21 protein-coding genes are annotated in these 23,289 nt (G+C 56.0%); 15 read left to right on the top strand and 6 right to left on the bottom strand.

Annotated elements, in window-relative coordinates; all coding sequences use genetic code 11:
• Positions 1-50: 50 nt before the first annotated feature.
• Together FAZ14_RS17810 and metB are read right to left on the bottom strand one after the other, a co-directional pair.
• Positions 51-2,486: a bifunctional aspartate kinase/homoserine dehydrogenase II gene (locus FAZ14_RS17810; RefSeq protein ID WP_153508965.1), complete on the bottom strand. Its 2,436-nt coding sequence runs from the start codon at positions 2,484-2,486 to the stop codon at positions 51-53.
• 2 nt (positions 2,487-2,488) lie between these two features.
• Entirely contained in the window at positions 2,489-3,649 is a 1,161-nt protein-coding gene (gene metB / locus FAZ14_RS17805; protein ID WP_016942847.1) for a cystathionine gamma-synthase, read from the bottom strand.
• Positions 3,650-3,842: 193 nt separating this feature from the next.
• On the opposite strand from metB, the gene metJ reads away from it, so the two are divergent.
• Positions 3,843-4,160: a met regulon transcriptional regulator MetJ gene (gene metJ, locus FAZ14_RS17800; RefSeq protein ID WP_012767902.1), complete on the top strand. Its 318-nt coding sequence runs from the start codon at positions 3,843-3,845 to the stop codon at positions 4,158-4,160.
• A 114-nt stretch (positions 4,161-4,274) separates the two neighbouring features.
• Here the strand turns inward: metJ and rpmE are convergent, their stop codons facing one another.
• Positions 4,275-4,490, bottom strand: a complete 216-nt coding sequence (gene rpmE, locus FAZ14_RS17795; RefSeq protein WP_016942846.1) for a 50S ribosomal protein L31 — start codon at positions 4,488-4,490, stop codon at positions 4,275-4,277.
• Positions 4,491-4,740: 250 nt separating this feature from the next.
• Here rpmE and priA point away from each other — a divergent pair, with 250 nt between their 5' ends.
• From priA to rraA, 7 genes are all read left to right on the top strand, one after another.
• Positions 4,741-6,963, top strand: a complete 2,223-nt coding sequence (gene priA, locus FAZ14_RS17790; protein ID WP_153508964.1) for a primosomal protein N' — start codon at positions 4,741-4,743, stop codon at positions 6,961-6,963.
• A 304-nt stretch (positions 6,964-7,267) separates the two neighbouring features.
• Positions 7,268-8,338: a DNA-binding transcriptional regulator CytR gene (gene cytR, locus FAZ14_RS17785; protein ID WP_016942844.1), complete on the top strand. Its 1,071-nt coding sequence runs from the start codon at positions 7,268-7,270 to the stop codon at positions 8,336-8,338.
• Positions 8,339-8,389: 51 nt separating this feature from the next.
• Positions 8,390-9,358: a cell division protein FtsN gene (ftsN, locus tag FAZ14_RS17780; protein ID WP_153508963.1), complete on the top strand. Its 969-nt coding sequence runs from the start codon at positions 8,390-8,392 to the stop codon at positions 9,356-9,358.
• Between the two features lie 85 nt (positions 9,359-9,443).
• Positions 9,444-9,974: an ATP-dependent protease subunit HslV gene (gene hslV / locus FAZ14_RS17775; RefSeq protein ID WP_012767897.1), complete on the top strand. Its 531-nt coding sequence runs from the start codon at positions 9,444-9,446 to the stop codon at positions 9,972-9,974.
• A gap of 9 nt (positions 9,975-9,983) precedes the next feature.
• A complete protein-coding gene (gene hslU, locus FAZ14_RS17770; RefSeq protein WP_016942842.1) occupies positions 9,984-11,315 on the top strand; it encodes an HslU--HslV peptidase ATPase subunit in 1,332 nt (443 codons plus the stop codon).
• Positions 11,316-11,487: 172 nt separating this feature from the next.
• Positions 11,488-12,405: a 1,4-dihydroxy-2-naphthoate polyprenyltransferase gene (locus FAZ14_RS17765; protein ID WP_016942841.1), complete on the top strand. Its 918-nt coding sequence runs from the start codon at positions 11,488-11,490 to the stop codon at positions 12,403-12,405.
• Between the two features lie 164 nt (positions 12,406-12,569).
• Entirely contained in the window at positions 12,570-13,055 is a 486-nt protein-coding gene (rraA, locus tag FAZ14_RS17760) for a ribonuclease E activity regulator RraA (RefSeq protein ID WP_016942840.1), read from the top strand.
• Between the two features lie 64 nt (positions 13,056-13,119).
• Here the strand turns inward: rraA and zapB are convergent, their stop codons facing one another.
• The gene (gene zapB / locus FAZ14_RS17755) at positions 13,120-13,362 is read right to left on the bottom strand and encodes a cell division protein ZapB (protein ID WP_016942839.1); all 243 of its coding nucleotides are present in this window, start codon (positions 13,360-13,362) and stop codon (positions 13,120-13,122) included.
• A gap of 602 nt (positions 13,363-13,964) precedes the next feature.
• Here zapB and FAZ14_RS17750 point away from each other — a divergent pair.
• The 4 genes from FAZ14_RS17750 (at position 13,965) to fpr (ending at position 18,380) form a co-directional block, all read left to right on the top strand.
• A complete protein-coding gene (locus tag FAZ14_RS17750) occupies positions 13,965-14,816 on the top strand; it encodes an MIP/aquaporin family protein (RefSeq protein WP_016942838.1) in 852 nt (283 codons plus the stop codon).
• Between the two features lie 27 nt (positions 14,817-14,843).
• Positions 14,844-16,355 carry a glycerol kinase GlpK gene (gene glpK, locus FAZ14_RS17745; protein ID WP_016942837.1) on the top strand — a complete coding sequence of 504 codons (1,512 nt, stop codon included), beginning with the start codon at positions 14,844-14,846 and terminating at the stop codon, positions 16,353-16,355.
• 143 nt (positions 16,356-16,498) lie between these two features.
• Entirely contained in the window at positions 16,499-17,509 is a 1,011-nt protein-coding gene (glpX, locus tag FAZ14_RS17740; protein WP_016942836.1) for a class II fructose-bisphosphatase, read from the top strand.
• Between the two features lie 124 nt (positions 17,510-17,633).
• Entirely contained in the window at positions 17,634-18,380 is a 747-nt protein-coding gene (fpr, locus tag FAZ14_RS17735) for a ferredoxin--NADP(+) reductase (protein WP_153508962.1), read from the top strand.
• A gap of 56 nt (positions 18,381-18,436) precedes the next feature.
• On the opposite strand, the gene FAZ14_RS17730 is transcribed toward fpr, so the two are convergent.
• Entirely contained in the window at positions 18,437-18,862 is a 426-nt protein-coding gene (locus FAZ14_RS17730; RefSeq protein WP_029456515.1) for a DUF805 domain-containing protein, read from the bottom strand.
• Between the two features lie 147 nt (positions 18,863-19,009).
• On the opposite strand from FAZ14_RS17730, the gene FAZ14_RS17725 reads away from it, so the two are divergent.
• From FAZ14_RS17725 to phoA, 3 genes are all read left to right on the top strand, one after another.
• Entirely contained in the window at positions 19,010-19,603 is a 594-nt protein-coding gene (locus FAZ14_RS17725; protein WP_020477062.1) for a DUF1454 family protein, read from the top strand.
• 141 nt (positions 19,604-19,744) lie between these two features.
• On the top strand, positions 19,745-20,515 hold the full coding sequence (tpiA, locus tag FAZ14_RS17720; protein WP_016942832.1) for a triose-phosphate isomerase: 771 nt from the start codon (positions 19,745-19,747) through the stop codon (positions 20,513-20,515).
• Positions 20,516-20,667: 152 nt separating this feature from the next.
• Positions 20,668-22,092 (top strand): alkaline phosphatase, encoded by a 1,425-nt coding sequence (gene phoA / locus FAZ14_RS17715; protein WP_016942831.1) that lies wholly within the window; start codon positions 20,668-20,670, stop codon positions 22,090-22,092.
• 95 nt (positions 22,093-22,187) lie between these two features.
• Here phoA and aguA read toward each other — a convergent pair whose 3' ends face one another.
• Entirely contained in the window at positions 22,188-23,288 is a 1,101-nt protein-coding gene (gene aguA, locus FAZ14_RS17710) for an agmatine deiminase (RefSeq protein ID WP_029456514.1), read from the bottom strand.
• Position 23,289: the final 1 nt, after the last annotated feature.

Raw genomic sequence — 23,289 nt, 5'->3', positions numbered from 1 at the left:
GTTTACTGGGTAAGGCTATCGGGCATCGCAAATGGGTCGTACCCCACCGGTCACAGCAGTTGTGCCAGACGATTGAGATCCGACTGAATGGCCCCTGCGGTCACATCGCGGCCAGCGCCCGGACCACGGATCACCAGCGGGTTGTCACGATACCAGCGGCTTTCGATGGCAAATACGTTATCACATGGCAACAACGCCGCCAGCGGATGATCCGCCCGCACCGCTTCCACGCCGACACGCGCTTTACCGTTACTATCAAAACGGGCGACATAGCGCAGCACCAGCCCCATCTCATTAGCGGCTTCCAGTCGCTGCAGCATCTGCTGATTCAGCGGTTCGCCATCTTCAAAGAACTGATCTACTGAGACATTCTCACACCCGGCAGGCACCAGTGATTCCACCCGCACCTGATTAGGCTCTATCTCATAACCGGCTTCGCGCGCCAGAATAACCAGCTTGCGCATCACATCCTGCCCGGAAAGATCAACGCGCGGATCCGGCTCGGTCAACCCCTGCTGCCAGGCCTGATCCACCAGTTCGGTGAACGGTACCGTGCCGTCAAACTGCAGGAATAGCCATGACAGCGTGCCGGAGAAAATACCGCTAATAGCCAGAATGCTGTCACCGCTTTCACGCAGATCACGCACCGCATAGTTCACCGGCAACCCGGCACCAACCGTCGCGTTATACAACCAGTGACGCCCGGTTTTCGCGAAGGCATCGCGAATCTGACGATAATTATCGCCGCCGGATGCACCCGCCAGTTTATTGGCGCTAATCACATGGAAACCGTAGCTGGCGAAATCCAGATAAAGGTCAGCGACCGACTGGCTCGCGGTGACATCCAACACCACCAGATCATCATAAGGGTGAGCGCGCATCCACAGGAACAATTCGTCATCATCACGTTCCTGTGCTTCATCGCCAAAGAAAGCCAGTACGCGGCTGGCGTCCAGCCCCTCGTAATTCAGCAGGCTGCGGGAACTGTCCACCACCCCCGCCAGGGTGAATTCAAAACCAGTACGCGCCGAAATCAGACTTTGTTCACGGGCGAACAGCTCCAGCCAACGAGAACCGATGTTGCCTTTGCCAAACAGTACCAGACCGATGCGCTTTTCCGCCCGAAACAGCGAGTGATGCAGACCACGAACCAGATGCTCGGTCGGCCCGACACGCAGTACCGCCACCAGACTGATATCGTCTTCCGCCTGCCAGACGAACTCGATCGGCTGGTCACGCAGTTGCTGGTAGAAACGGTGGCTGTGCAGCGGGTTACGACACACACCAGCCCCCACCAACGCGACCAACGCCAGTCCTTCACGCAGGTGTAGCGATACCGGCAACGCCGCCTGTTCCAGCACTTGCCAGGCACTGCCCACCACTTCCGAGGTGTAGCACAATTGCAGCAGATTACGGTCCTGATGTACGCCCAACGCCAGCGGCCGAATTTGTGCTTTCTGCAACAGTTGCTCGACGTCTTTGTACATACGGGCAAAATCGTGATCCGCCGGTACGCCAATCTCAATCAGGCACACGTCATCATGGCTGGTGACAATCTTGGCACCGGTGCCGGAAGCCAGCACCCGCTCAATACGGGTCGACCCTTGCTCTGGCTGGTAGCTACAGCGCAATTGCAGGTCGATATCACTACCGGAAACCGGTTGCAGGGTACGGGCATGCAGTACCGGTGCAGCCAGACGAGCCAGCTCGCTGGCTTCATCCAGCCGCAGCAGCGGCAGCAAGCACGCATCTTTGACTTTGCGTGGGTCAGCGCTGTACACACCGGCCACGTCGCTCCAGATAGTCACGCGATCAACACCCGCCAGCGCACCAATTTGCGTGGCGGAATAGTCACTGCCGTTGCGCCCCAGCAGCACGGTTTCACCGGCCTCGTTGCTACTGATAAACCCGGTGATGACCAGCCGCTGTCCGGCATGCTGGGTCAGTAATTGCTGCAACAATGGCCAGGAGCGACCTTCATCGACCTGCGGCTGTGCTGCCCGTTCGGTACGCAGGAAGGTTCGCGCATCCAGCCAGGCCGCAGACAGGTTTTTCTGGTTCAGCACCGCCGCCATCAGCCGTGCCGACCAGATTTCACCGTGCCCCACCACTTCGGCATAGGTGGCATCGGTCATTTTGCCATCCAGCAACGCCGCCAGGCGTTCCAGATCGCGAATGAATTCATTAATCAGCGGTGCCGCCGTTTCAGCTGGCAGCAAACCGGAAATCAGTTCACTTTGATAACGGCGCAGCGACTGCTGTACCTGATGGGCGGAAATCCGGTCCGACTGGCTGAGGGTCAACCAGCTAATTAACTGGTTGGTGGTGCTGCCTGCCGCCGAGACCACCATCAAGTCGCCAGCCTGACTGTAATTCGCCATGATGCCAGCGACACGCTGATAACATTTCACATCTGCCAGGCTGCTGCCGCCGAATTTATGCAGTTGCCGTCCTTTTACGGCCGCTGCTATCCCTAACGCACTCATTGTTACCTCTTGGCTGCTGCCTGAAATGCTCTGTCCAGAGAGGCGACCAGATCGTCACCATCTTCAATGCCGACAGAAATACGCAATAACGTTTCCGAGATACCGGCGGCAGCGCGCGCTTGCGGTGCCATACCTGCGTGAGTCATGGTAGCGGCATGAGAAATGAGACTCTCGACGCCACCCAGCGACTCTGCCAGCGTGAAGAGATCCAGCGCGGACAGAAAACGACGCAGGGTATCTTCATCGCCATCCAGCTCAAAACTCAGCATCGCACCAAAACCGGACTGTTGCCGACAGGCAATCTCATGACCGGCATTCCCGGGCAAAGAAGGATGATACAACGCCTTGACCAGTGGCTGATGCCGCAAATACTCCACAATTTGCAATGCATTCTTCTGCGCCATCGCCATACGTGGGGACAACGTCCGTATACCGCGCAGCAACAGGTAGCTATCAAACGCCGCGCCGGTCACACCAATATTGTTAGCCCACCAGGCCAGTTCCATCGCGACCTCAGGGTCGCGGGCAATCACCGCCCCGGCCACCACATCCGAATGACCGTTAAGGTATTTGGTACAGGAATGCACCACCAGATCCGCACCCAGTTTAAGCGGATTTTGCAACGCGGGACTCAGGAAGGTGTTATCCACCACGCTCACCGCCCCAACATCACGCGCTGCCTGACAGATAGCGGCGATATCCACGACGCGCAGAAGCGGATTGCTGGGGCTTTCAACCAGTACCAGTTTCGGTTTTTCCGCCAGTGCGGCATTAAGCTCAACCAGATTGCCCTGATCGACGAATTTCACGTTGAAAGCACCGCGTTTGCTCAGGCTATCAAACAAACGATAGCTGCCGCCGTAACAATCATGCGGCGCGACCAACAGATCGCCAGGCTTCAGGAATACCGTACAAACCAGCATGATAGCCGACATACCGCTGCTGGTCATGACCGCGCCCGCCCCGCCTTCCAGTTCCGCTAGCGCACGCTGGACAACATCACGGGTCGGGTTGCCGCGCCGTGAATAGTCATGCGCTCTGGGCTCATTAAAACCGGTGAAGTTGTAAGTACTGGAGAGGTGAATCGGGGGAACAACGCAACCGAACTGTTCGTCATTGTTTAACCCACTGCGGACTGCGATAGTAGCCTGTTTACGCGTCATCGGTACTTTTCCTGACTGGAAGACTGAGGTGAAGAAGTTAAGTTAGAGAGTAAACCCGGATAATATAGACGTCAATACATCTGGACTTCTAAACTTCTTTGCGTATAGATTGAGCATCCCTGCAATAATCGTTAGAATTATGGTGTTTTGTGCCAGTGACTGTTTTTATCACGATCAATATTTAAGGTATCCCATGGCTGAGTGGAATGGCGAATATGTAAGCCCATACGCTGAACACGGCAAGAAAAGTGAGCAGGTTAAGAAGATCACCGTATCTATCCCTTTGAAGGTATTGAAGATACTGACAGACGAGCGTACCCGTCGTCAGGTCAACAACCTGCGTCACGCAACCAATAGCGAGTTACTGTGTGAAGCGTTCTTGCACGCTTTTACCGGCCAACCCTTACCCAATGATGACGATTTGCGTAAAGAGCGCGGCGATGAAATCCCTGAAGCCGCCAAAGCGATTATGCGTGAAATGGGGATTGACCCGGATACGTGGGAATACTGAGCAGGCAGTGAAGCAGACAGGAAAGCACCGCTGAAACAACAAAGGCACCCGCAGGTGCCTTTGTTTTGGCAGAATAACCGGTTAACCGATTCTCTGCCCCAGCGCAGGAGCCAATTATTTTTTGGTGCCTGGCATGCTGAAACGTTTGTTGAAACGCTCAACACGACCGCCGGTGTCAACCACACGCTGTTTACCGGTGAAGAACGGGTGGCAAGCACCACAGACGTCCAGGTTCAGGTCGTGAGCAACGGTAGAACGGGTTTTGATGACGTTACCGCAAGAGCAAGTTGCAGTAATTTCAACGTAATTCGGGTGAATACCTTCTTTCATGGGAAACCTCTGTTTAAGGCCGCGTCGCTATCCGGCCCTGTTCCGCCAGACACCACACGAAGTTGAGTGAAATAGTCTTTATACTACGAGGTATAAAGGCGGCGGATCATACAGAAATTAACCACCCGATGCAATTGGATCCGCGCAAACACACCGCCTTACCTCAACCAGGTACTGGCAAGATTGCACAACGTCGTCGCGCACAGTACCGTGACGGCAGACAAACCCTGATGCATAACCTAAGACCTTCATGACGCATTTGAACGCACACACCACGCCTGTTGTTCAGGTTGCTTTGCCGGTGCCACTGACACGCACGTTTGATTACCGGCTGGCGGCTGGCGTCACGCCACCGGAGCCAGGCAGGCGGGTGAGCGTTCCTTTCGGCAACCGTAAGATGATCGGTATCGTGGTGGCGCTGGGTGCGGGCAGTGAACTGCCGCCGGAACAGCTCAAACCGCTACATGAGGTACTTGATGACGCTCCGCTATTCCCCGACAGCCTGTGGCGCATCTTGCTGTGGGCCGCAGAGTATTACCACTACCCGATTGGCGAAGTGTTATTCCATGCGTTGCCGATACTCCTGCGGCAAGGGAAACCGGCACATCGCGCCCCGCTCTGGCAGTGGTTTGCCACCGAGCAAGGCCGTGCCACGCCGCTGAATGCGCTAAAACGCGCGCCCAAACAGCAGCAGGCGCTGGCCGCGCTGCTACAAGGGCCGCTCTATCGCCATCAGGTGGCGGAAACCGCACTGACGGAAACGGCATTGCAGGCGTTGCGCGAAAAAGGGCTGAGTGAGCTACGCGCGCAGCCAACACAAGTGCAGGACTGGCGGGAGCATTTCAGTCTGGCAGGCGAGCGTCTGCGCCTGAATACGGAGCAAGCCACCGCTGTCGGAGCCATACGCAGCGAAGATGACCACTTTGCCGCCTGGTTACTGGCAGGGATCACCGGGTCAGGTAAAACCGAGGTTTACCTCAGCGTGCTGGAGAATATTCTGGCACAGGGTAAGCAGGCTCTGGTGCTGGTGCCGGAAATCGGCCTGACACCACAAACCATCGCCCGTTTTCGCGATCGGTTTCATGCCCCGGTGGAAGCACTGCACTCCGGGCTAAATGACAGCGAGCGGTTGTCGGTGTGGTTACGGGCGAAACAGGGTGAATCCGCCATTGTGATTGGTACGCGTTCCGCGCTGTTTACCCCTTTTGCGCGACTGGGACTCATCATCATCGACGAAGAGCACGACGGTTCTTATAAGCAACAGGAAGGCTGGCGTTACCATGCACGCGACCTGGCGGTGTTTCGCGCCCGGCAGGAAGATATCCCCATCGTGATGGGATCAGCCACTCCTGCGCTGGAAACGCTCTATAACGTACAGATTGGCAAGTACCGCCAGTTACGGCTGAGCAAACGCGCGGGCAACGCCCGGCTGGCTCAGCAACACTTGCTGGATTTAAAAGGCTTACCGCTGACCAGCGGCTTGTCGCAACCGTTAATCCAGCGTGTTCGACATCATCTGGCACAGGATAATCAGGTTATCCTGTTCCTTAACCGCCGTGGCTTCGCGCCAGTGGTGATGTGCCATGAATGCGGCTGGATAGCCGAGTGCCAACGCTGCGACAGCTATTACACCTTGCACCAACACCAGCGCATGATGCGTTGCCACCACTGTGACAGCCAGCGTCCGGTGCCGCAGCAGTGCCCGCAGTGCGGCTCCACCCATCTGGTGCCGGTTGGTCTGGGTACCGAGCAGCTGGAACAGGCGCTACCCGCGTTGTTTCCCGATACGCCCATCACCCGCATCGATCGCGATACCACCAGCCGTAAAGGTGCGCTGGAGCAACAACTGGCGCAGGTCCGCCAGGGCGGTGCCCGCATTCTGATCGGCACCCAAATGTTGGCCAAAGGACACCATTTTCCTGACGTTACGCTGGTCGCGTTGCTGGATGTCGACGGTTCACTGTTTTCCGCCGACTTTCGTGCCACCGAGCGCTTCGCCCAGCTCTACACGCAGGTATCCGGGCGGGCCGGGCGGGCCGGTAAAGCGGGTGAAGTCGTGCTACAGACCCATCACCCGGAGCACCCGCTGTTACAGACGCTGCTACATCAGGGCTACGATGCGTTCGCCAGCCAGACGCTACAAGAGCGCCAGAGCGTATTTCTACCGCCGTTTACCAGCCATGTCCTGTTCCGGGCCGATGACCATGACAATCAGCAGGCCAGCCTGTTCCTGCAGCAGTTACGCAATTTGCTGGAAGCCAGCCCGCTGCGCAACGACGCGTTGTGGCTGATGGGGCCAGTGCCTGCCTTGCAGCCTAAGCGTGCCGGGCGTTTTCGCTGGCAATTACTGCTGCAACACCCATCGCGCGCCACGCTGCAGCGCATCATCCGTCATTCTATGGTGTTGATCGATACCCTACCGCAAGCCCGCAAGGTGAAATGGGTCATGGATGTCGACCCGACAGACAGTTGAGCCAATTCTGCGCCGCAGGCCTGAGCCGTGCCAGTCGCCGTCATGGTTTTTGCGAACAATACCGAAAAACTGATAATCCAGAAGGTACAGGCGTAAATTATTCGATAAATCCTGGACGCAATCTGTTAAGAGTGATGGCGGAAGCAGTATGCTGATCAGGCAGTTGGCGCACCATCGATGCCATGCATGTCATCACCGCATTTGCCGCATGGCGGATCAGACATTCTGTAAAACGGCGGCCGACCTGTCATAACGGCCACCCTGACTACGGCGCCAGTAAACGCTGACGCAAGGAGGAAATGCGTTGGAGCAGAAAAAATTCATCCCACCCGCAACCATGAAAGACGTGGCCGATAAGGCTGGTGTCTCCACCGCAACGGTGTCACGCGCCCTGACCAACCCGGAGAAAGTCTCGGCTGCGACCCGCAAGAAAGTGGAGCAGGCTGCGCTGGCAGTGGGGTACTCTGCACAAAACCTTGCTCGTAATCTCAAGCGGCATGAATCAAGAACGATTCTGGCGTTGGTGCCTGATATCTGTGACCCCTTCTTCGGCGAAATGCTGCGCGGCATTGAAGAAACCGCCGCGGAACGCGGTTATCTGGTCCTGATCGGCGATTGTGCGCACCAGCGCCAGACAGAAAAAACCTTTCTGGACCTGATTGCCACCCGTCAGATAGACGGCATCCTGTTATTGGGGTCGCAACTACCGTTTGATGCGGGTAGAGATGAGCGCCGTCATCTTCCGCCGATGGTGATGGCAAACGAATTCGCCCCCGAGCTGGATATGCCCACGGTACACATTGATAACCTGACCGCCGCGTTTGAAGCCGTCAGTTATCTCCAGCAGTTGGGGCATCAGCGCATTGCCTGTATTGCCGGCCCACAGCAGATTCCGCTCAGCGAGTATCGGCTGCAAGGTTATATTCAGGCGCTACGGCGCTGTGGACTGGTTATCGACAACCAGTACATCGTACACGGAGATTTTAGTTACGATACCGGCTCACGCGGCCTGACAACGCTGATGTCACACCCTACTCCCCCCAGCGCGATTTTCTGCCATAGCGACGTGATGGCGCTGGGTGCGTTAACCCAGGCGCGGAAAATGGGGCTGGACGTCCCACGAGACCTGTCGCTTATCGGGTTTGATGACATCGCCCAGGCCAGCCACTGCTTCCCGGCGCTGACTACCGTTTCTCAGCCCCGCTACGATATTGGTCGCGAAGCGACGCTGTTGCTGCTGACGCAGTTGCAGCAACACAAGGTGGCTCGCGGGTCACGACTGATGTCCAGCCAGTTGATTATTCGCGACAGTACTGCCGCTCCACCGCTGCGTGTTACAGGCTTTAAGAATTCCGGTGCTGGTCAAACATTTTAGGGTTCAGTAACATGGCGACCTGTTACCTATTTTCTTAGCAACGAAACAATTGTGGCACAACGAGACTATGTCAGCCGGGGGCGTTCTGGAACGCGCCGGAAAAAAACATCCAGCCGGAAACGAGGAGGGTCCTCAGGCGCATCTAAAACCATGATAGCGCTGGCCGTTGCCGTGCTGGTCACGTTTGCCGGTGGACTCTATTTTATCGCCCACAATAAGCCGGATGAATCGCCCGTCCTGCCGCATCAGGGCACCAAAGGCAATGGGTTGCCGCCCAAACCGGAAGAGCGCTGGCGTTATATCAAAGAGCTGGAAAACCGTCAGATTGGCGTGGCTTCGCCGACCGAGCCATCGGCAGGGGGAGAAATCCAGTCAACAGGCCAACTGACCAATGAACAGCGCCAACTGCTCGAACAGATGCAATCAGACATGAAACGCCAGCCGACCACGCTGACGGAAGTGCCTTACAACGATCAGAGCCAGATGCCTGCGCGTTCTCTTACCACGCCCAGAACGCAAACCGTGGTGCCCGGCGTATCGAGTACCAATACCAATGGCACGATACAACCGATGACGCCACGCACGACGACCGCCGCCCCGGTGACAACACCGCATCATGCGACGTCGAACGTCGCCACGCAGACGCAAACAGCCCAGAAACCGGTGCAGACGGAATCCCGTACGGAATCCCGTAAAGAGGTGACGAAAACAGAACCGCCAGCCGCGGCCAAAGAAACGGCTAAAACCGACAACACCAAACCAGACAGCAAACCTGAGAGCAAACCAGAGAAAGAACAGCGCTGGATGGTGCAATGCGGCTCGTTCAAAACCACAGAACCCGCAGAGTCGGTACGCGCAGAGCTGGCGTTTGCCGGTGTAGAAAGTCGTATCACCAGCAGCGGAGGCTGGCACCGAATCATGCTCGGTCCGTACAACAGCCGCGCTGTCGCCGACAAAATGGCACAAAAGCTCAAAGGTATGGGGCAATCCAACTGCATCCCGTTAGCCAGCGGGGGTTGAAAACCCCACGCCCCTCCCCCATGTTTATCGTCAATACGCCCCGCGTCCGCGCGGGGGTCTTTTTCTCAGTAACGGGGATAAACTCGTGACAACAATTGTAAGTGTGCGTCGCAATGGTCAGGTGGTAATTGGCGGTGACGGGCAAGCCACCCTGGGCAACACGGTAATGAAAGGCAATGTACGCAAAGTACGCCGTTTGTATAACGATCGGGTTATCGCCGGGTTTGCTGGTGGCACCGCGGATGCCTTCACCCTGTTTGAGCTGTTTGAGCGCAAGCTGGAACTGCATCAGGGTCATCTGGTTAAAGCGGCGGTGGAACTGGCCAAAGACTGGCGTACTGACCGTATGCTGCGTCGTCTGGAAGCACTGCTGGCCGTCGCCGACGAAAATGCGTCGCTTATCATTACCGGTAACGGTGATGTGATTCAGCCGGAAAACGACCTGATCGCCATCGGCTCCGGCGGCCCCTATGCGCAGGCAGCGGCGCGCGCTTTACTGGAAAACACGGAATTAAGCGCCCGAGAGATTGTCGAAAAATCACTGGGTATTGCGGGTGATATCTGTATCTACACCAACCAGTTCCACACGATTGAAGAATTAGCCTCCAAGGCGTAAGGATCCACTATGTCTGAAATGACCCCGCGCGAAATAGTCAGCGAGCTTGATAGCTACATCATCGGACAGCACAAAGCAAAGCGCGCCGTCGCGATCGCCTTGCGTAACCGCTGGCGGCGCATGCAGTTGGAAGAGAGCCTGCGCCATGAAGTGACCCCGAAAAATATCCTGATGATCGGCCCGACCGGGGTGGGGAAAACGGAAATCGCCCGTCGCCTCGCCAAGCTGGCGAACGCGCCCTTTATCAAGGTAGAAGCGACTAAATTCACCGAAGTGGGTTATGTCGGCAAGGAAGTGGATTCCATCATCCGTGATCTGACCGACGTTGCCATTAAAATGGTGCGTCAGCAGTCAATAGAAAAAAACCGTTATCGTGCCGAAGAGCTGGCCGAAGAGCGCATTCTGGACGTGCTGATCCCCCCAGCCAAGAACAACTGGGGCCAGCCGGAAGAGAATCATGAGCCGTCCGCGGCTCGTCAGGCATTCCGCAAGAAACTGCGCGAAGGGCAGCTTGACGACAAAGAAATCGAAATCGAGCTGGCTGCCGCACCGGTTGGTGTCGAAATCATGGCCCCTCCCGGCATGGAAGAGATGACCAATCAGCTGCAATCCATGTTCCAGAATCTGGCAGGGCAGAAACAAAAAAGCCGCAAGATCAAGATTCGTGAGGCCTTCAAACTGCTGGCGGAAGAAGAAGCCGCCAAGCTGGTTAACCCGGAAGAACTCAAGGAGCAGGCGATTGAAGCGGTGGAGCAACACGGCATCGTCTTCATCGATGAAATCGACAAGATTTGCAAACGGGGTGATACCTCCGGCCCGGACGTATCACGCGAAGGCGTCCAGCGCGACCTGCTGCCACTGGTGGAAGGCTGTACGGTGTCCACGAAGCACGGCATGGTAAAAACTGACCATATCCTGTTCATCGCGTCCGGCGCGTTCCAGGTTGCCAGCCCATCGGACCTGATCCCCGAGTTGCAGGGCCGTCTGCCGATCCGTGTTGAGTTGCAGGCACTGACCACCGAAGACTTCGAGCGTATCCTGACCGAACCTAGCGCCTCGCTGACCCGCCAGTATCAGGCGCTGATGGAAACCGAAGGCGTTAACATCACCTTCCAGCCAGATGGTATCCGCCGTATCGCGGAAGCGGCCTGGCAGGTTAACGAGCGTACGGAAAACATCGGTGCTCGTCGTCTGCATACGGTATTGGAGCGTTTGATCGAGGATGTGTCCTATGGCGCCAGCGAAATGAACGGTCAAACCGTGACGATCGATGCAGATTATGTACGCAGTCACCTGGATGAGTTAGTAGCAGATGAAGATCTGAGCCGATTTATCTTATAATCCGTTCGCGGATCGCACTGATGACCAAACAGTGGGAGGCGTTGGCCTCCCACTGTTGTTTTTGATGCCGTCACCAGGTTGCATTATTCCTGCACTTAACGCGCCACAACCTGGCTGATAGCATGGCCCATAAACACCATGATCTCATTAATACCATGATCCAATTAACACCATGACCGAATTGACACATAGCAGCAAAACTCAAGCCTGGCTCGACAGTCTGCGTCCCAAGACGCTGCCGCTGGCTTTTGCCTCCATCGTTACCGGCACCGTCATCGCCTGCTGGCACAGCAATTTCAAACCCGGCGTAGCGCTATTGACGCTGATTACCGCCGGGCTGTTGCAGATTCTCTCCAATCTGGCCAACGACTATGGCGATGCAGTGAAAGGCAGCGACAAGGAAGACCGTATCGGCCCGCTACGCGGTATCCAGACCGGGGCTATCACGTTGGCGGAACTACGCAAGGCGCTGCTCATCACCGTGGTGCTAACCGCGCTGTCCGGTAGCGCGCTGGTAGCACTGGCCTGCGAAAAACCGGTGGATATCGTGGTATTCCTGGCGCTCGGCCTGCTGGCGATTCTGGCCGCGATTACCTACACCGTCGGCAACCGACCTTACGGTTACATCGGGCTGGGTGATATCTCGGTGTTGATTTTCTTTGGCTGGCTTAGCGTAGCCGGGTCGTACTACCTGCAAACCGGCCACTTCGACAGCAGCGTTATCCTGCCAGCAACCGCTTGTGGCCTGCTGGCCGTCGCGGTACTTAATATCAACAATCTGCGCGATATCGACAGCGATCGGGAAAACGGCAAAAACACGCTGGCGGTACGGCTCGGTGCTTATAAAGCCCGCCGCTACCACATGATGTTACTGATGACGGCACCGGTTTGTCTGGCCCTCTTCGCGATGCTGTACCTGCATACGCTGGCGGGCTGGTTGTTTATTCTGGCGCTGCCGTTACTGGTGAAACAAGGCCGCTATGTGATGCGCGAAACCACCGCGTTCAGCATGCGTCCGATGCTGGAAAAAACCGTGAAAGGCGCGTTACTCACCAATTTGTTGTTCGCGGTAGGCGTACTGCTTAGCTAAACCAGACTCAGTCAGGATGGAACGGACAACACGTTTGTTCTGGTTGGCAAAATCACAACCGATTACTGATGCGGGTCAAAGCCGCTGTTGATGATTTTGCCAACAACAAACATAAAGGGATATACTCAGTCCCACACTCCCCAGCGGCAACAAACGTGACTCCTATGAAATACGATACTTCCGAACTGTGTGATATCTATCATGAAGAGGTCAATGTCGTTGAGCCTCTTTTCTCCAATTTTGGTGGACGTAGTTCATTCGGCGGCAAAATCGTCACAGTAAAATGCTTTGAAGATAACGGCCTGCTATTCGATGTACTGGAAGAAAACGGCAGTGGCCGCGTCTTGCTGGTCGATGGCGGCGGTTCGGTACGCCGTGCGCTGGTTGACGCTGAACTGGCCCGTCTGGCTACGCAAAACGAATGGGAAGGTATCGTGGTCTATGGCGCGGTACGTCAGGTAGACGATTTATCGGAGCTGGATATAGGCATTCAGGCGATGGCGGCAATACCAGCGGGTGCAGCGAGCGAAGGCATCGGTGAAACGGATATTCGGGTGAATTTCGGTGGTGTGACGTTCTTCTCCGGCGATCACCTTTATGCTGACAACACCGGTATTATCCTGTCTGAAGACCCACTGGATCTGGAATAACCGGCCAGGTTGCCAAGGGCGTCAACAGACGCCCTGTGTGCCGTTGTCTGTGTGGCGTCGGCAGTTACTGAACGTCTTCCATTTTACCCAGCAGTGCACGCAGACGTTCCTGCCACACCGACTGTTCCTGCTTGAGTTGCTCGTTCTCGCTCATTAATGCATCACGGTTACCCGCCATGCTCTCTACTTCCTGCGACAACGCATTGTTCTTCTCTTTCAGCTCTTCGATTTCCATCTGCAACAGCGTGATCGTGTCAATCGCCTGCTGAACTTTCGCTTCCAGCTTCTCAAACACTTCAAATGACATAACTTCTAACCCCTTTTGATCGCACGGCCTGAGCCGGTTAACGCAGATGTATCACAGATGTATCACGAACAGGTGTGCCACGCACGGTATCCCGCGAGCAGGTATGCACCGGCACAGGTTTCACAAACAGACATCTCATGCCGTCTTACGCACTCAGCCTGCACATCTGCTATGGCTACGCCGGACGTAAACGCCAGCCAAATTGTATGTAGCCGGATCAAGCGTGTCCAGCGCACTACCGGTAAAACAGCGACTCTGCCTGCTTTTTCGCTCACGCGCTATCAGTACAGGCCGAAAATTGCCCGAAATATTGTTAAACCATATTAATGTTAATGAATTTCACACTCCGATTAACACCTGTCTGCTGACCGGATGACAGTTTTGCGTCCGATTACGCGAATGTGCGCATTTTCTTGACACATCACACACATTTTGATTTCGATATTTCTCGTTTTCGAGCATTAACGATAAATTCACATCCGAAATACAAAAAGAGCCTGACCGCGAATCGCCAAAGATGAACGAGACAGGCCTGAAACGCGCAGACCCATAGAGGAATGCGTCAACCACCATGCTGTAGCCTACAAGCAGGAACAAGCATTATGAGTCAATCTGATATTTCTACCCTTAAAGGCCAGTGCGTTGCCGAGTTTCTCGGTACTGGCCTGCTGATCTTCTTTGGCGTTGGCTGTGTAGCGGCTCTGAAACTGGCAGGCGCCAGTCTGGGTCTATGGGAAATCAGTATTATCTGGGGATTGGGCGTCGCGATGGCGGTCTACCTGACCGCCGCGATTTCCGGTGCTCACCTCAACCCTGCGGTCACCATCGCCCTGTGGCTATTTGCCTGCTTCGATGGCCGCAAAGTCCTGCCTTATATCGTTTCACAGGTCGCCGGCGCGTTCTGTTCGGCGGCACTGGTCTATGGCCTCTACCACAACCTGTTCGATAACATCGAACAAACGCACAATATTGTGCGTGGTAGTGTGGAAAGCCTCGATCTGGCAGGTGTCTTCTCCACCTATCCAAACCCGCATATTTCCGTGATGCAGGCCTTCATGGTGGAAACCGTTATCACCGCTATTTTGATGTGTCTGATTCTGGCACTGACTGATGACGGCAATGGTATTCCGCGTGGCCCGCTGGCACCGCTGTTGATAGGGATTCTGATCGCGGTTATTGGCGCATCAATGGGCCCGTTGACCGGATTTGCCATGAACCCGGCGCGTGATGTCGGTCCAAAATTGTTTGCCTACTTCGCTGGCTGGGGCAAAATCGCGCTGACTGGCGGACGTGACATCCCTTATATACTGATACCGATTTTCGCCCCGATCGTCGGAGCCTGTCTGGGGGCATTTGGCTATCGCACCCTGATTGGCCGTAACTTGCCTTGTGATGTCTGCGCTATTGATAGCGACACCGACACGGCGGCCTCTGCCCAAACTCGTAAGGTCTGACCCTACTCCGCTAACAGGATTACGTTTATGAACCAGGAAAAAAAATACATTGTCGCGCTCGACCAGGGCACAACCAGTTCACGGGCTGTTGTGCTGGATCATGACGCCAACATCGTCAGCGTATCCCAGCGGGAATTCACCCAGATTTACCCCAAAGCGGGCTGGGTAGAACACGACCCGATGGAAATTTGGGCGTCACAAAGCTCCACGCTGGTGGAAGCGCTGGCAAAAGCGGGCATCAGTAGCGACGAAGTGGCCGGTATCGGTATTACCAACCAGCGTGAAACCGCCGTGGTGTGGGAAAAAGAGACCGGCAAACCGATTTATAACGCCATTGTGTGGCAGTGCCGCCGCTCCGCAGATATCTGCGAAAAGCTGAAAAAAGACGGCATGGAAGAGTACATCCGCGCCAACACCGGCCTGGTGGTTGACCCGTATTTCTCCGGCACGAAAGTGAAATGGATCCTCGACCATGTGGAAGGGTCGCGTGAACGTGCCCGTCGCGGCGAGCTGCTGTTCGGCACCATCGATACCTGGCTTATCTGGAAAATGACCCAGGGTCGCGTCCACGTCACCGATTACACTAACGCCTCACGTACCATGTTGTTCAACATCCATTCTCTGGACTGGGACGAGCGCATGCTGGACGTGCTGGATATTCCACGTGCCATGTTGCCGCAGGTCCGTCCTTCCTCTGAAGTGTACGGCCAGACCAATATTGGCGGTAAAGGCGGTACCCGTATTCCTATCGCCGGTATCGCCGGTGACCAGCAAGCCGCGTTGTACGGCCAACTGTGCGTACAGCCCGGTATGGCGAAAAACACCTACGGTACTGGCTGCTTCCTGTTGATGAATACCGGTAAAGAAGCGGTTCGCTCCAAACACGGCCTGTTGACGACCATTGCCTGCGGCCCACGCGGTGAAGTGAACTATGCGCTGGAAGGTGCGGTATTTATCGGTGGTGCATCTATCCAGTGGCTGCGCGACGAGCTGAAACTGATTGGCGACGCGATGGACTCTGAATACTTCGCCACCAAAGTGAAAGACACCAATGGCGTCTATGTCGTACCGGCGTTTACCGGTCTGGGTGCCCCTTACTGGGACCCGTACGCCCGTGGCGCGATTTTTGGCCTGACCCGTGGTGCCAATGCTAATCACATTATCCGCGCTACGCTGGAATCCATCGCTTATCAGACCCGTGACGTACTGGATGCCATGCAGGCAGATGCTGATACCCGCTTGCAGGCGCTGCGGGTGGATGGCGGTGCCGTCGCCAACAACTTCCTGATGCAGTTCCAGTCTGACATTTTGGGTACGCGCGTTGAGCGTCCGCAAGTGCGTGAGTCTACCGCGCTGGGTGCCGCCTTCCTGGCGGGTCTGGCTACCGGTTTCTGGAACGATCTGGACGAAGTGAAGAGCAAGGCCACCATTGAGCGTGAATTCCGCCCCAGCATCGAAACCGTGGAACGTAATTTCCGCTATCGTGGCTGGCAAAAAGCGGTGGAACGCGCCCGTGCGTGGGAAGAACACGACGAGTAAAATCACCACTATCCTTGATCGGGCGCGGTTATCGCGCCCTTTTTCTTACCCTCCCCCTCACCCGCCCGCCAACACGCCTGTGTTACCATAGCGTCCCGACTACTCTTCTTTTGTTCCTTATTCCCTGTGCAGGACTGGTATCCATGAAACGTGAATTAGCCATCGAATTCTCCCGCGTAACCGAAGCCGCTGCGCTGGCCGGCTACAAATGGCTGGGGCGCGGCGACAAAAACGCCGCTGATAACGCTGCCGTGCAGGCGATGCGCATCATGCTCAATCAGGTCGACATCAACGGCAAGATTGTCATCGGCGAAGGTGAGATCGACGAAGCCCCGATGCTTTATATCGGCGAACAGGTGGGCACCGGTAACGGCGACGCGGTAGACATCGCCGTCGACCCGATCGAAGGCACCCGTATGACTGCTATGGGGCAGGCTAATGCCCTGGCGGTATTGGCCGTCGGCGAACAGGGAGCCTTCCTGCATGCTCCTGACATGTACATGGAAAAACTGATTGTCGGCCCGCAGGCTAAAGGCGCTATCAATCTTGACCAACCGTTGGAAGAGAACCTCAAGCGCGTTGCCGAACGGCTGGGTAAACCGCTGAGCGAGCTGACCGTCATCACGCTGGCCAAACCGCGTCACGATCAGGTCATCGCAGATATGCAGCGGCTGGGGGTAAAAGTCTTTGCCATTCCTGATGGCGATGTGGCCGCGTCTATTCTGACCTGTATGCCGGAAAGCGAAGTGGATGTACTTTACGGCATCGGCGGTGCGCCGGAGGGCGTGATTTCTGCCGCGGTGATCCGTGCGCTGGATGGCGACATGCAAGGGCGCCTGCTGGCCCGCCATCAGGTAAAGGAAGATAACGAGGAAAACCGCCGCCTGGGCGAACAGGAATTAGCACGCTGTCGCGAAATGGGCATTGAAGCAGGCAACGTGCTGACACTGGGTGACATGGCGCGCAACGACAACGTGATATTTTCCGCTACCGGCATCACCAAAGGTGACCTGCTCGACGGCATTTCACGCCGGGGCAATATCGCCACCACCGAAACGCTGCTGATCCGCGGCAAGTCACGAACCATCCGTCGTATCAGCTCCACCCATTACCTGGACCGCAAAGATCAGGCGCTGCACGACTTTCTGCTGTAATCACGGCAGGGGATGCGCAGCTCAGCATGAATTGTTTCACTGTTGTTAATAGATCGCGTATCGTAAAGCTCGGCTGCACACAGCCCTGTGACACCCGAGAGATCAAAAACAGGAGCAGATAACCATGGCAGAGTGGGTGACCGGTAAAGTTATTCAGGTTGAACACTGGACGGAAAATTTATTCAGCCTGCGGCTGGAAGCGCCGATAGCGCCGTTTACCGCCGGGCAGTTCGCCAAACTGGCGCTGGAACTGGATGGCGAACGGGTACAGCGCGCCTATTCTTACGTCAACGCACCCAGCAACACGCTGCTGGAGTTCTATCTGGTTAACGTGCCGGACGGCAAGCTCAGCCCGCATCTGCACCGTTGCCAGCCAGGCGATGAGGTGCTGGTAACCCAGGAAGCGGCTGGTTTCTTCGTACTTGAGGAGATCCCGGACTGCGATACCTTGTGGATGCTGGCAACCGGTACCGCCATCGGCCCGTATCTGTCGATTTTGCAGGAAGGGCGCGACCTGGAGCGGTTCAAGAACATCGTGCTGGTCCACGCTGCTCGGTTCGCTCGAGACCTGAGCTATCTGCCACTGATGCAACAACTGGAACAGCGCTACAACGGTAAGTTACGCATCCAGTCCGTTGTCAGCCGGGAGGAACAGCCCGGCTCACTCACTGGCCGCGTACCGGCACTGATTGAAAACGGTGCGCTGGAAGAAGCAGTCGGCTTACCGATGGATGCCGCTACCAGCCACGTCATGCTATGCGGCAACCCGCAGATGGTGCGAGATACCCAGCAGTTGCTCAAGGAGACGCGACAGATGAGCAAACACCTGCGTCGTCGTCCCGGCCATATGACCAGCGAGCACTACTGGTAATCCCGACTATCCCGACAACCGTCGAGTAACCACAAAACGATAGAAACAAACGGCACTCAGGACGCGCGGAACCGCAACGGTTCCGCTGCCGGTCCGAAACGGTTTGCACCTGTCGTGCCGACAAACGCGCCGCAATCAAGCAACATCATCACGGTAATCAGCGTCGGCAAGAAACGCTCTACGCCCCATTGCGCGAGCGATGGTAGCATCGACCAATTGCCGTTACCCAGCATCCAGGCCACCACCAGCAATAACGCCCACCAGCCACTTCGGTTGCGATCATGCAGTCTTTTGACCAGTACCGCCGTCAGCGGCCACATTAGCATCACCAGTGCAAACGCCGCCTTCTGGGTATCCAGCCAACCGGTACCGGCCAACACGAATAATCCCACCATCAGCGCCAGCACGATCACCATCCCTAACCAAAAATCCCGGCGACCAACGCGGCCACGAAACGAAAAACACCATTGTTGTATTGTCATGTCTTCTTATCCCCGAATACGGTCTACGGGTATGAGTTTACCTTAAGTCAGGTTGTGTTTTTTACCGCACATTTTGACAATTGATCCTGAATCCCGCTTTAATCACACAGCATGCCAACAGTGAGTGACGATACGAATAAACTAATGATGAAAAATGCCCTGCTGATTGTTTGTTGCCTGTCTGCTGGCCTACTCTGCACACCCTATGCCAGAAGTGACGGCTTATTCAAACCTCAAACCCCGACTGCCGCCCCTTACCTGCTGCCGGGTTCTCCCACGTTCGACATGAACATCGTGCAATTTCGTACCCGCTACAACCTGAGTAACCCGTCCCTGCCGATTAGTGAATACCGGGTCATCGACACCGGTGAAGACTCACCGAACCTGACGCGTGCGGCCAGTCGTATCAACGACTATCTGTATTCATCCACCGCGTTGGAAAAAGGCACCGGCAAGATTAAAACCATGCAAATTACCTGGCTTCCCAAGCCTAAAGACACTGACCAAAACGGGAGACGCAAACAAGCCATCGGTTACATGGCAGCACTGGTACGCACTTTTATGCCATCGCTCACCAACGAACAAAGCCTGAAAAAAATCGAGACATTGCTGGAAAAAGGCAAAGGGCAGCGCTTTTACCAGCAAACAGAGGGCGCATTGCGCTATGTTGTGGCTGATCACGGTGAAAAAGGGCTAACCTTCGCTGTTGAACCGATTAAGCTAGCACTATCTGATTCGTGATCACATCGAGAATTAGGCACGAAAAACAGAGCCACCGCGCCATTTCGACTCTATACTATCGGCAGTTCTGTATCATCGTCAGAGTGGCTGCCTGACGCAGCCATGTATTGATTAACTGGCAATTCGCCTGGAGGAAACAAGATGCGACATCCCTTAGTCATGGGCAACTGGAAGCTGAACGGCAGCACCAGCATGGTTCACGAACTGATCGCCGGCCTGCGCAAAGAACTGAGCGCCGTCACCGGTTGTGACGTAGCCATTGCGCCGCCAGCTATTTATCTGGATCAGGCGAAACACCAGCTGGCAGGCAGCCGTATTGTGCTGGGTGCCCAGAACGTGGACGTCAACCTTGCTGGTGCCTTCACCGGTGAAACATCCGCTGAGATGCTAAAAGACATCGGCGCGAAGTACATCATCATCGGCCACTCCGAGCGTCGTACCTATCACCATGAAAGTGATGAGTTCATTGCCAAAAAATTTGGCGTGCTGAAAGAAACCGGCCTGATTCCGGTACTGTGCATCGGTGAAACCGAAGCTGAAAACGAAGCGGGCCAGACCGAAGCGGTCTGTGCACGTCAGTTGGACGCGGTGCTGAACACGCTGGGCGCGAAAGCGTTCGAAAACACAGTCATTGCCTACGAACCGGTATGGGCCATCGGCACCGGTAAATCCGCCACGCCGGCACAGGCACAGGCAGTGCACAAATTCATCCGTAACCACATCGCTAAACAGGATGCGGCGGTCGCAGAACAGGTCATCATCCAGTACGGTGGCTCGGTCAATGCGGCTAACGCTGCCGAACTGTTCACCCAGCCGGACATCGATGGTGCGCTGGTGGGCGGTGCCTCACTGAAAGCCGATGCGTTCGCCGTTATCGTTAAAGCCGCAGCCGAAGCCAAAGGCCTGGCCTGATTCCTGCGCGAACACCACACAACGGTTCCAGTCTGGAGCCGTTTTTTTATGTCTTTTTCCCACTGACTCCGCCTGCATTCATTATTTTGTCATTTTTCCCGTCTAGGTTTTACCAGTCGTGTTTATTTGTTACTTAATTTAACCAAGAGTGAATGAAAATGACTCGTAAGGCTATTATTCGCAAAACACTGCTCTCTTCCCTGATGATGACACTGGTAGCAGGTAGCGCACTGGCCGCCAGCGCCGACTACCAACGCCAGGCGCAGGGTGACATCACCCAACCCGGTGGTGCCCGCCGCCTCAATGCCGATCAAACGGAGATGCTGAAAGCCTCACTCAACGCGAAGACTGCCAAAAACGTGATTCTGCTGATTGGCGACGGCATGGGCGATTCGGAAATCACGGCTGCACGCAACTACGCGATGGGGGCTGGCGGCTTCTTCAAAGGTATCGATGCACTGCCGCTGACAGGCCAGTACACCCACTACTCGCTGGACAAGAAAACCCGCAAACCAGACTACGTCACCGATTCCGCGGCATCGGCCACCGCCTGGTCCAGCGGTGTCAAAACCTACAACGGCGCACTGGGCGTTGATGTGGATGGCAAAGACCATAAAACACTGATTGAAATCGCTAAAATGGCAGGCAAAGCGACGGGCAACGTCTCTACCGCCGAACTGGAAGACGCCACACCGGCCGCCATGGTGTCCCACGTGACCTCCCGCAAGTGCTACGGCCCGGAAAAAACCAGCCAGCAGTGCCCGACCAACGCACTGGAAAACGGCGGTCGCGGCTCTATTGCTGAACAGTTACTGGTCACCCGTGCTGATGTCACGCTGGGCGGTGGCGGTGCCACGTTTAAAGAACTCGCCAAAGCAGGTAAATATCAGGGGAAAAGCCTGAAAGAACAGGCGGAAGCGCTGGGCTATCACATCGTGACGGATCTCGATGGCATGAACGCCGTTACCGCCGCCACGCAGAGCAAGCCGGTGCTGGGGCTATTCGCCGATGGCAACATGCCGGTGCGCTGGCAGGGGCCGCAAGCGAGCTACCACGGCAACCTGGACAAACCGGTTGTAACCTGTGAGCCGAATACCAAACGCGCGGCCACCGTGCCGACGCTGGCGCAAATGACCGATAAAGCTATCCAGTTATTGAGCAAGAATAAAAACGGTTTCTTCCTGCAAGTTGAAGGCGCGTCTATCGACAAACAGGACCACGCCGCCAACCCATGTGGTCAATTCGGTGAAACCGTCGACCTGGACGAAGCGGTCCAAAAAGCACTGGAATTCGCCCGTCGTGACGGCAACACGCTGGTGATTGTCACCGCCGACCACGCCCACTCCAGCCAGATTATCGAAAACGGAACCAAAGCACCGGGCCTGACGCAGGCGCTGAACACCAAAGATAATGCGGTGATGACCATCAGCTACGGTAACTCGGAAGAGGAATCCCAAGGCCACACGGGCACCCAGTTGCGCATCGCCGCCTACGGCCCGCACGCCGCCAACGTCGTGGGGCTGACCGACCAAACCGACCTGTTCTACACCATGAAAAACGCGATGGGTCTGAAGTGATCCCTACATCCGATAACGCAACCGTAGCACCGCAATAATACAAAAGGCAGGAGTGAAACCTAATGCCGATCATTTAAAGATCGGCATTAGGTAAATTACCCCTGTTTCGCCGCCGGGATCTGCTGAGTAATACAGTGGATATTGCCGCCGCCCAGCAGGATTTCGCGCGCCGGAACACCACTTATCAGGTAGTCGGGGAACATCTGTTGCAACAGCGCATGTGCCTCGCCGTCAGTACGTTCATCCAGCAGCGGATAAATCACCTGCTTGTTGCTGATCAGGAAATTGACGTAAGACCCTGCCAGCCGTGACCCGGCGTTACGCTCGATAGCGTTACCCTCGGTCACGCCCGCCGCTTCTTCCGGGGTCGCATACAGCGGGCCGGGTGCCGGTAGTTTCCAAATTTTTAGCGACCGGCCCTGGGCATCCTTCGTCTGGGACAGCACCTGATACGCCGCCTGAGAGCGGGCATACTGCGGGTCGGTTTCATCGTCCGTCCAGTGCAGCACCACTTCGCCGGGGCGGATAAAACAGCACATGTTGTCGATATGGCCGTCGGTTTCGTCGTTATAGACGCCTTCTTCCAGCCAGATAAAGGCCGACACACCGAGATAATCCCGCAGGTGCTGCTCAATCTTCGCTTTGCTCAGATGCGGATTGCGGTTCGGGTTCAACAGGCACTCGGCAGTAGTCAGCAATGTGCCTTCACCATCGGTGTGGATCGATCCACCTTCCAGAATCAGCGGAGCGGCATAGCGCGCATCGCCGTGATAAGCCAGCACCTGCGCCGCCACCTTCTCGTCACGGCTCCAGTCTTCATACAGGCCGCCCAGCGTGCCACCCCAGGCGTTGAATTGCCAGTCGACGCCACGACGCTCACCGGCCGCGTTCAACACCACGGTAGGCCCGGTGTCACGTACCCAGGCGTCATCGCTTTCCATTTCCACCAGCGTCACGCCAGTCGGCATCACGCTTTTAGCCAGCGCCATCTGGTCACGCGGCACGCCCATCACAACCGGTGTGGTTTGCGAAATAGCCGCCGCAACGGCAGCAAAGGTCCGCTGGGCGGGAATCTCGTCGCCCTGCATGCGCCAGTTGTCGCGGCGGTACGGCCACAACATCCACACCGCGTCGTGCGGCGCCCATTCCGCTGGCATGGCGAAGCCGTCTTGCAACGGCGTGGTCAGCTCAGACATC

The sequence above is a fragment of the Dickeya oryzae genome (assembly GCF_009372235.1).
Taxonomy (GTDB): domain Bacteria; phylum Pseudomonadota; class Gammaproteobacteria; order Enterobacterales; family Enterobacteriaceae; genus Dickeya; species Dickeya oryzae.
This window is presented reverse-complemented; position numbering and strand designations above follow the sequence as displayed.

Bases quoted from the DNA above. Each gene is read 5' to 3' on its own strand.
- FAZ14_RS17810 (WP_153508965.1), bottom strand. From the start codon at position 2,486: ATGAGTGCGTTAGGGATAGCAGCGGCCGTAAAAGGACGGCAACTGCAT.
- metB (WP_016942847.1), bottom strand. From the start codon at position 3,649: ATGACGCGTAAACAGGCTACTATCGCAGTCCGCAGTGGGTTAAACAAT.
- metJ (WP_012767902.1), top strand. From the start codon at position 3,843: ATGGCTGAGTGGAATGGCGAATATGTAAGCCCATACGCTGAACACGGC.
- rpmE (WP_016942846.1), bottom strand. From the start codon at position 4,490: ATGAAAGAAGGTATTCACCCGAATTACGTTGAAATTACTGCAACTTGC.
- priA (WP_153508964.1), top strand. From the start codon at position 4,741: ATGACGCATTTGAACGCACACACCACGCCTGTTGTTCAGGTTGCTTTG.
- hslU (WP_016942842.1), top strand. From the start codon at position 9,984: ATGTCTGAAATGACCCCGCGCGAAATAGTCAGCGAGCTTGATAGCTAC.
- FAZ14_RS17765 (WP_016942841.1), top strand. From the start codon at position 11,488: ATGACCGAATTGACACATAGCAGCAAAACTCAAGCCTGGCTCGACAGT.
- rraA (WP_016942840.1), top strand. From the start codon at position 12,570: ATGAAATACGATACTTCCGAACTGTGTGATATCTATCATGAAGAGGTC.
- zapB (WP_016942839.1), bottom strand. From the start codon at position 13,362: ATGTCATTTGAAGTGTTTGAGAAGCTGGAAGCGAAAGTTCAGCAGGCG.
- FAZ14_RS17750 (WP_016942838.1), top strand. From the start codon at position 13,965: ATGAGTCAATCTGATATTTCTACCCTTAAAGGCCAGTGCGTTGCCGAG.
- glpK (WP_016942837.1), top strand. From the start codon at position 14,844: ATGAACCAGGAAAAAAAATACATTGTCGCGCTCGACCAGGGCACAACC.
- glpX (WP_016942836.1), top strand. From the start codon at position 16,499: ATGAAACGTGAATTAGCCATCGAATTCTCCCGCGTAACCGAAGCCGCT.
- fpr (WP_153508962.1), top strand. From the start codon at position 17,634: ATGGCAGAGTGGGTGACCGGTAAAGTTATTCAGGTTGAACACTGGACG.
- FAZ14_RS17730 (WP_029456515.1), bottom strand. From the start codon at position 18,862: ATGACAATACAACAATGGTGTTTTTCGTTTCGTGGCCGCGTTGGTCGC.
- FAZ14_RS17725 (WP_020477062.1), top strand. From the start codon at position 19,010: ATGAAAAATGCCCTGCTGATTGTTTGTTGCCTGTCTGCTGGCCTACTC.
- tpiA (WP_016942832.1), top strand. From the start codon at position 19,745: ATGCGACATCCCTTAGTCATGGGCAACTGGAAGCTGAACGGCAGCACC.
- phoA (WP_016942831.1), top strand. From the start codon at position 20,668: ATGAAAATGACTCGTAAGGCTATTATTCGCAAAACACTGCTCTCTTCC.
- aguA (WP_029456514.1), bottom strand. From the start codon at position 23,288: ATGTCTGAGCTGACCACGCCGTTGCAAGACGGCTTCGCCATGCCAGCG.